The 6,111-nt window shown below is 70.1% G+C and carries 4 protein-coding genes; 3 read left to right on the top strand and 1 reads right to left on the bottom strand.

Features of this window, described 5'->3' with window-relative positions; genetic code table 11:
• Positions 1-4 precede the first annotated feature (4 nt).
• Positions 5-3,001, bottom strand: a complete 2,997-nt coding sequence (gene uvrA, locus ACWGIU_RS26700; RefSeq protein ID WP_453709865.1) for an excinuclease ABC subunit UvrA — start codon at positions 2,999-3,001, stop codon at positions 5-7.
• A gap of 185 nt (positions 3,002-3,186) precedes the next feature.
• Between uvrA and ACWGIU_RS26695 the strand changes: the two genes are divergently transcribed.
• The 3 genes from ACWGIU_RS26695 to ACWGIU_RS26685 form a co-directional block, all read left to right on the top strand.
• Complete coding sequence (locus ACWGIU_RS26695) at positions 3,187-3,876, top strand: maleylpyruvate isomerase family mycothiol-dependent enzyme (protein ID WP_453709863.1); 690 nt, start codon at positions 3,187-3,189, stop codon at positions 3,874-3,876.
• 9 nt (positions 3,877-3,885) lie between these two features.
• Complete coding sequence (locus ACWGIU_RS26690; RefSeq protein ID WP_453709861.1) at positions 3,886-4,542, top strand: MBL fold metallo-hydrolase; 657 nt, start codon at positions 3,886-3,888, stop codon at positions 4,540-4,542.
• A 231-nt stretch (positions 4,543-4,773) separates the two neighbouring features.
• The coding region (locus tag ACWGIU_RS26685; protein ID WP_453709867.1) for an MFS transporter at positions 4,774-6,111 on the top strand (1,338 nt) is incomplete at its 3' end.

The following is a 6,111-nucleotide window of genomic DNA, read 5'->3' as shown; positions in this document are numbered from 1 at the left end:
GCGGCTACGCCTTGGGCGCCCGGGTCGTCGCCCTTTTCGCCGGGGCCGCCTTCTTGGCGGCTGCGGCCTTGGTGGCCACGGCCTTCTTTACCGGGGCCTTCTTGGACGGAGCCTTCTTCGCCACGGCCCGCACCGGGGACCCACCCGCGTCGGAGACCCGGTCGGCGCCCAGGATGTCCCGCAGGAACTTGCCCGTATGGCTGGCGCCCACCGAGGCCACCGCCTCCGGCGTACCTTCGGCCACCACCAGGCCGCCTCCGTAGCCACCCTCCGGGCCCATGTCGATGACCCAGTCGGCGGTCTTGATGACGTCCAGGTTGTGCTCGATGACGATCACCGAGTTCCCCTTGTCCACCAGCCCGGAGAGCACCTTGATCAGCTTCGAGATGTCCTCGAAGTGCAGACCGGTGGTCGGCTCGTCCAGCACGTAGACCGTCCGGCCCGTCGACCGCTTCTGCAGCTCGGAGGCCAGCTTCACACGCTGCGCCTCACCACCCGACAGGGTCGGCGCGGACTGGCCGAGGCGGACGTAACCCAGCCCGACCTCGTTGAGCGTCTTGAGGTGACGCGCGATCGTCGGCACCGCCTCGAAGAAGCCCAGCGCCTCCTCGATCGGCATGTTCAGGACTTCCGCGATGGACTTGCCCTTGTAGTGGACCTCCAGCGTCTCCCGGTTGTACCGGTCGCCGTGGCAGACCTCGCACGGGACGTAGACGTCCGGCAGGAAGTTCATCTCGATCTTGATCGTGCCGTCACCGGCGCAGTTCTCGCACCGGCCGCCCTTCACGTTGAAGGAGAAGCGGCCCGGCAGATAGCCGCGCACCTTCGCCTCCATCGTCTCCGCGAACAGCTTGCGGACGTGGTCGAAGACGCCCGTGTACGTGGCCGGGTTGGACCGCGGGGTACGGCCGATCGGCGACTGGTCGACGTGCACGACCTTGTCGACGAGGTCGTCGCCCTCGACCCGCGTATGCCGGCCCGGCACCGAGCGGGCGCCGTTCAGCTCACGCGCCAGGTGCGTGTACAGGATGTCGTTGACCAGCGTGGACTTACCGGAGCCCGAGACACCGGTGACGGCCGTCAGCACACCCAGCGGGAAGGACACGTCGATGTCCTGCAGGTTGTTCTCCTTGGCGCCGTGGACGGTCAGCTTGCGCTCCCCGTTCACGGGCCGGCGGATGTCCGGGATCTCGATGGACCTCTTGCCCGACAGGTACTGGCCGGTCATCGACTCGGTGTTCTTCAGCAGGTCCTTCAGCGACCCGCTGTGCACCACCTTGCCGCCGTGCTCTCCGGCGCCCGGACCGATGTCCACGACCCAGTCGGCCACCTTGATCGTGTCCTCGTCGTGCTCGACCACGATGAGCGTGTTGCCCATGTCCCGCAGCCGCACCAGGGTCTCGATGAGCCGGTGGTTGTCCCGCTGGTGCAGACCGATGGACGGCTCGTCCAGCACGTAGAGCACGCCGACCAGACCGGAGCCGATCTGGGTGGCGAGCCGGATGCGCTGGGCCTCACCGCCGGACAGCGTGCCGGCGGCCCGGTTGAGCGAGAGGTAGTCGAGACCGACGTCCACGAGGAAGCGGAGCCGCTCGTTGACCTCCTTGAGGACCCGCTCGGCGATCTTCTTGTCGCGGGCGTCGAGACGCATCCGCCCCAGGAAGTCCGCGCATTCGCTGATCGACATGGCGGCGACCTCGGCGATGGACTTCTCCATCACCGTCACGGCGAGCACGATCGGCTTGAGGCGGGTGCCCTCACAGGTCGGGCAGGGCACCTCGCGCATGTAGCCCTCGAAGCGTTCGCGGCTGGCGTCGCTCTCCGACTCCGCGTGCCGCCGCTTGACGAACGGCACGGCGCCCTCGAAGGCCGTCGTATACGCCCGCTCCCGCCCGTACCGGTTGCGGTAGCGGACCTCGATCTGCGTCTTGTGCCCGTACAGCAGGGCCTTCTTCGCGCGTGCCGGCAGCCCGGCCCACGCGATGTCGGTGCGGAAGCCCAGCTCCTGGGCGAGCGCGCCGATCAGCCGCTGGAAGTAGTCCTTGGTGTGACCGAGCGACCACGGGGAGACCGCGCCCTCGTCCAGGGACTTGTCCTCGTCCGGAATGATCAGCTCCGGGTCCACCTCCATGCGCGTACCGATACCCGTGCACTCGGGACAGGCGCCGAACGGCGAGTTGAAGGAGAAGGAGCGCGGCTCCAGCTCCTCGAAGGACAGGTCGTCGTACGGGCAGTAGAGGTGCTCGGAGTACATCCGCTCACGCTCGGGGTCGTCCTCGGCGAGGTCGACGAAGTCCAGGATCACCATGCCGCCGGAGAGACCGAGGGCGGTCTCCACGGAGTCGGTGAGCCGGCGCTTGGCGCTCTCCTTGACGGTGAGGCGGTCGATGACCACCTCGATGGTGTGCTTCTCCTGCTTCTTCAGCGTCGGCGGCTCCGAGAGCTGGATGGTCTCCCCGTCCACCCGCGCCCGGCTGTAGCCCTTGGTCTGAAGGTCGGAGAAGAGGTCGACGAACTCGCCCTTGCGCTCGCGCACCAGCGGCGAGAGCACCTGGAAGCGGCTGCCCTCGGGGAGCGCGAGCACCTTGTCGACGATCGCCTGCGGCGACTGGCGCGAGATGGGCCGGCGGCACTCGGGGCAGTGCGGCTTGCCGATGCGGGCGAAGAGCAGGCGGAGGTAGTCGTAGACCTCGGTGATGGTGCCCACGGTCGAGCGCGGGTTGCGCGAGGTCGACTTCTGGTCGATCGAGACGGCCGGGGAGAGGCCCTCGATGAAGTCGACGTCGGGCTTGTCCATCTGCCCCAGGAACTGGCGGGCGTACGACGAGAGCGACTCGACGTAGCGGCGCTGGCCCTCGGCGAAGATCGTGTCGAAGGCCAGGGAGGACTTGCCCGACCCGGAGAGTCCGGTGAAGACGATGAGTGAGTCGCGGGGCAGGTCGAGCGAGACGTTCTTCAGGTTGTGCTCGCGAGCGCCACGAACGATGAGACGGTCGGTCACGCCGGTCCGCACCTTTCTTGAGAGAGCGGGGCACGGCCCCCGTCCCAGGGTATGGGGGGCGCCTCTGCGATGGACTGGGTCCTTTGACTTCCGAGCGTATAGCACGCACATTCGATTTACGGCACTCCGCAGACCGCTTCACCCAATCGTGTGGCCGCGCCGGGTGAGCCACTAGGCTCGCCGTCATGACTGATCATGTGCACGACCTGCGATCTGTACGTGAAGCCACGGACCGGCTGCTGACCGCTGTCGCGAAACTGGACAACGCGGCCCTCGCCGAGGAGTCACACCTCCCGGGCTGGACCCGCGGCCACATCCTGGCCCACCTCGCACGCAACGCCGACGCACTCGTCAACGTCTTTGAGGGACGCCCGATGTACGAGAGCGCCTCCGCCCGCGACGCGGACATCGAGCGCGACGCCGGCCGGCCTCTGGAAGAACACCTGACGGACCTCCGTGATTCCGCGGCCCGCTTCATGGCCACCACCGAGCATGACCAGGACTGGTCCCGCACGGTCGAGCTGCGCAACGGCATCACCGACCTCGCCGCCAACGTGCCCTTCCGCCGCTGGGTCGAGGCCGATCTGCACCACGTCGACCTGAACATCGGCTACGAGCTCTCCGACCTTCCGGACGAGTTCACCGCACGCGAGATCGTCTTCCTCGCCGACCGCTGGTCCGGCCGCCCCGAGGTACCGCCGGTGGCCCTCGTCGCGACCGACGGCCGGCACTGGCGCACCGGGTCCGCCGGGGATCCCGAAGTGACCGTGTCCGGCACCCCCGCCGGGCTGCTGGCCTGGCTGGCCGGCCGCGGCGACAAGGGCGCCTCCCTGACCACCTCGGGCGGCCCCCTTCCCGAGCTCCCCCCGCTCTAGGATCAGGACATGACGTACACCGGAGAGGTCAAGGTCGGCGGTCCCGCCGACGTGCACGAACTTGCGGACCTGATGATTTCCAAGGTCGCGGTGGGCCCGATGAACAACAACGCCTACCTGTTGCGCTGCCGCGCCACCGACGAGCAGCTGCTCATCGACGCGGCCGCCGAGGCGGGCACCCTGCTCAGCCTGATCGGCGACGACGGCATCGCGTCCGTGGTCACCACGCACCGGCACGGTGACCACTGGGGCGCGCTCGCCGACGTGGTCGAGGCGACCGGTGCGCGCACCTACGCGGGCGCCTTCGACGCCGAGGGCATCCCGGTGGCGACCGACGTGCTCCTCGCCGACGGGGACACGGTCACGGTCGGACGGGTCAGCCTCACCGCCCGCCACCTGGTCGGCCACACCCCCGGCTCGATCGCCCTGGTCTACGACGACCCGCACGGTCACGCCCACGTGTTCACCGGCGACTGCCTCTTCCCGGGCGGCGTCGGCAACACCCACGACGACCCGAAGGCCTTCGCCAGCCTGCTCGACGACGTCCAGCACAAGCTCTTCGAGCAGCTGTCGGACGAGACCTGGGTCTACCCGGGCCACGGCAACGACACCACCCTCGGCGCCGAGCGCCCGCACCTCGCCGAATGGCGCGAGCGCGGCTGGTAGGCACCGCAACGCGTCAACTTCGGGGCATGACGCACTCCTTCCGGTCGCTTACGGCCGAACTCACGTCCCGCGGGGCGGGGAACGGGTATCTGGTGCGGCATGCCACACGACCCGTCCCCGCCCCCGGCCACCTCCGCCCCCGAGGCCTCCCCCGCCCCTTCCCCCGCCACCGCGCGCGAGAGCTCGCCCGAGCCCCCGCCCGCCGAAGCCGACGGCTCCGCCGGGCCCGGCATGCTGCGGCTGGCCACGGCCTCGCTCGCCGGGACCGCGATCGAGTTCTACGACTTCTTCGTGTACGGGACGGCCGCCGCCCTCGTGCTCGGCCCGCTCTTCTTCCCTTCCTTCTCCCCGCTCGCCGGAACCCTCGCCGCCTTCGGCACCTTCGGCGTCGGCTTCCTGGCCCGCCCGCTCGGTTCGGCGGTCTTCGGCCACATCGGTGACCGCTACGGCAGGCGCCCGGTGCTGCTCGCCTCACTGCTGCTCACCGGCCTCGCCACGGTGGCCGTCGGCTGCGTGCCCTCGTACGGCTCGATCGGCATGGCCGCGCCCGTACTCCTGCTCCTGCTGCGCTTCCTGCAGGGCCTCGGGCTGGGCGGGGAGTGGGGCGGCGCCGTACTGCTGACCGCCGAGCACGCCCCCGAGCGGCGGCGCGGACTGTGGTCGAGCTTCCCGCAGATGGGGCCGGCGGTCGGCTTCCTCCTCGCCAACGGGCTGATGCTGGGGCTGTCCGCGTCGCTGACCGACGCCCAGTTCACCGCGTGGGGGTGGCGGGTCCCGTTCTGGGCGGCCGGGGTGCTGGCGCTGGCCGGACTGTGGCTGCGCCGCTCGGTGGAGGAGACCCCGCACTTCCGGGCGCTCGCCGCGACGGACCGGCGGGCCGAGGCCCCGCTGGCCGAGGTGTTCCGGGGCCACTGGCGGCTGCTCCTGCTGACCGGCGGGGCGCTCGCCGTCGGGTACGCCGTCTTCTATGCGGTCACCACCTGGTCCCTCGCCTATGCCGCCGAGCACCTCGCGGTGAGCCGTACGGCGATGCTGGCCTGCATCATGGTCGCGGTCGCGATCAAGGGCCTGGCGACCCCGCTGATCGCGGTGCTCGGTGACCGCTACGGGCGGCGGCCGCTCTGCCTGATCGGGTGCGCGATCTGCGCGGTGTGGATGTTCCCGCTGGTGGCGCTGTTGCGGACGGCCGATCCGCTGCTGATGACGGTGGGCTTCGTCGGGGCCCTGTTGGGCATGGTGACGATGTTCTCGGTGGTGGCCGCGTACCTGCCCGAGCTGTACGCGCCTCGGATCCGCTGCACGGGCGCGGCCGTCGGCTACAACCTGGGCGGTGTGCTGGGCGGGGCGCTGACCCCGATCGTGGCGACGGCGCTGGCGGACGGCTCCGGTCCGCCGTGGGGCGTCGCGCTGTACTTGACCGGGATCGCCCTGGTCAGCCTGGTCTGTTTCGCCCTGCTGCCGGAGACCGGTCCGGCGGCCGTACACAGGCGGGCGGTCGCGGGCGGAGACCTTGATGCCGAGTTCCACATCGGCCTCGGCGTGCCCGGCACCTGGTTCGCCTGGGACAGC

The sequence above is a fragment of the Streptomyces sp. NPDC054840 genome (assembly GCF_053611065.1).
Note: the sequence above shows the minus strand (reverse complement) of the source record. Positions and strands in the feature narration are given on the sequence as shown.

What these genes read in the sequence shown, in the direction of transcription:
- ACWGIU_RS26695 (WP_453709863.1), top strand. Translation starts at nt 3,187, where the DNA reads ATGACTGATCATGTGCACGACCTGCGATCTGTACGTGAAGCCACGGAC.
- ACWGIU_RS26690 (WP_453709861.1), top strand. Translation starts at nt 3,886, where the DNA reads ATGACGTACACCGGAGAGGTCAAGGTCGGCGGTCCCGCCGACGTGCAC.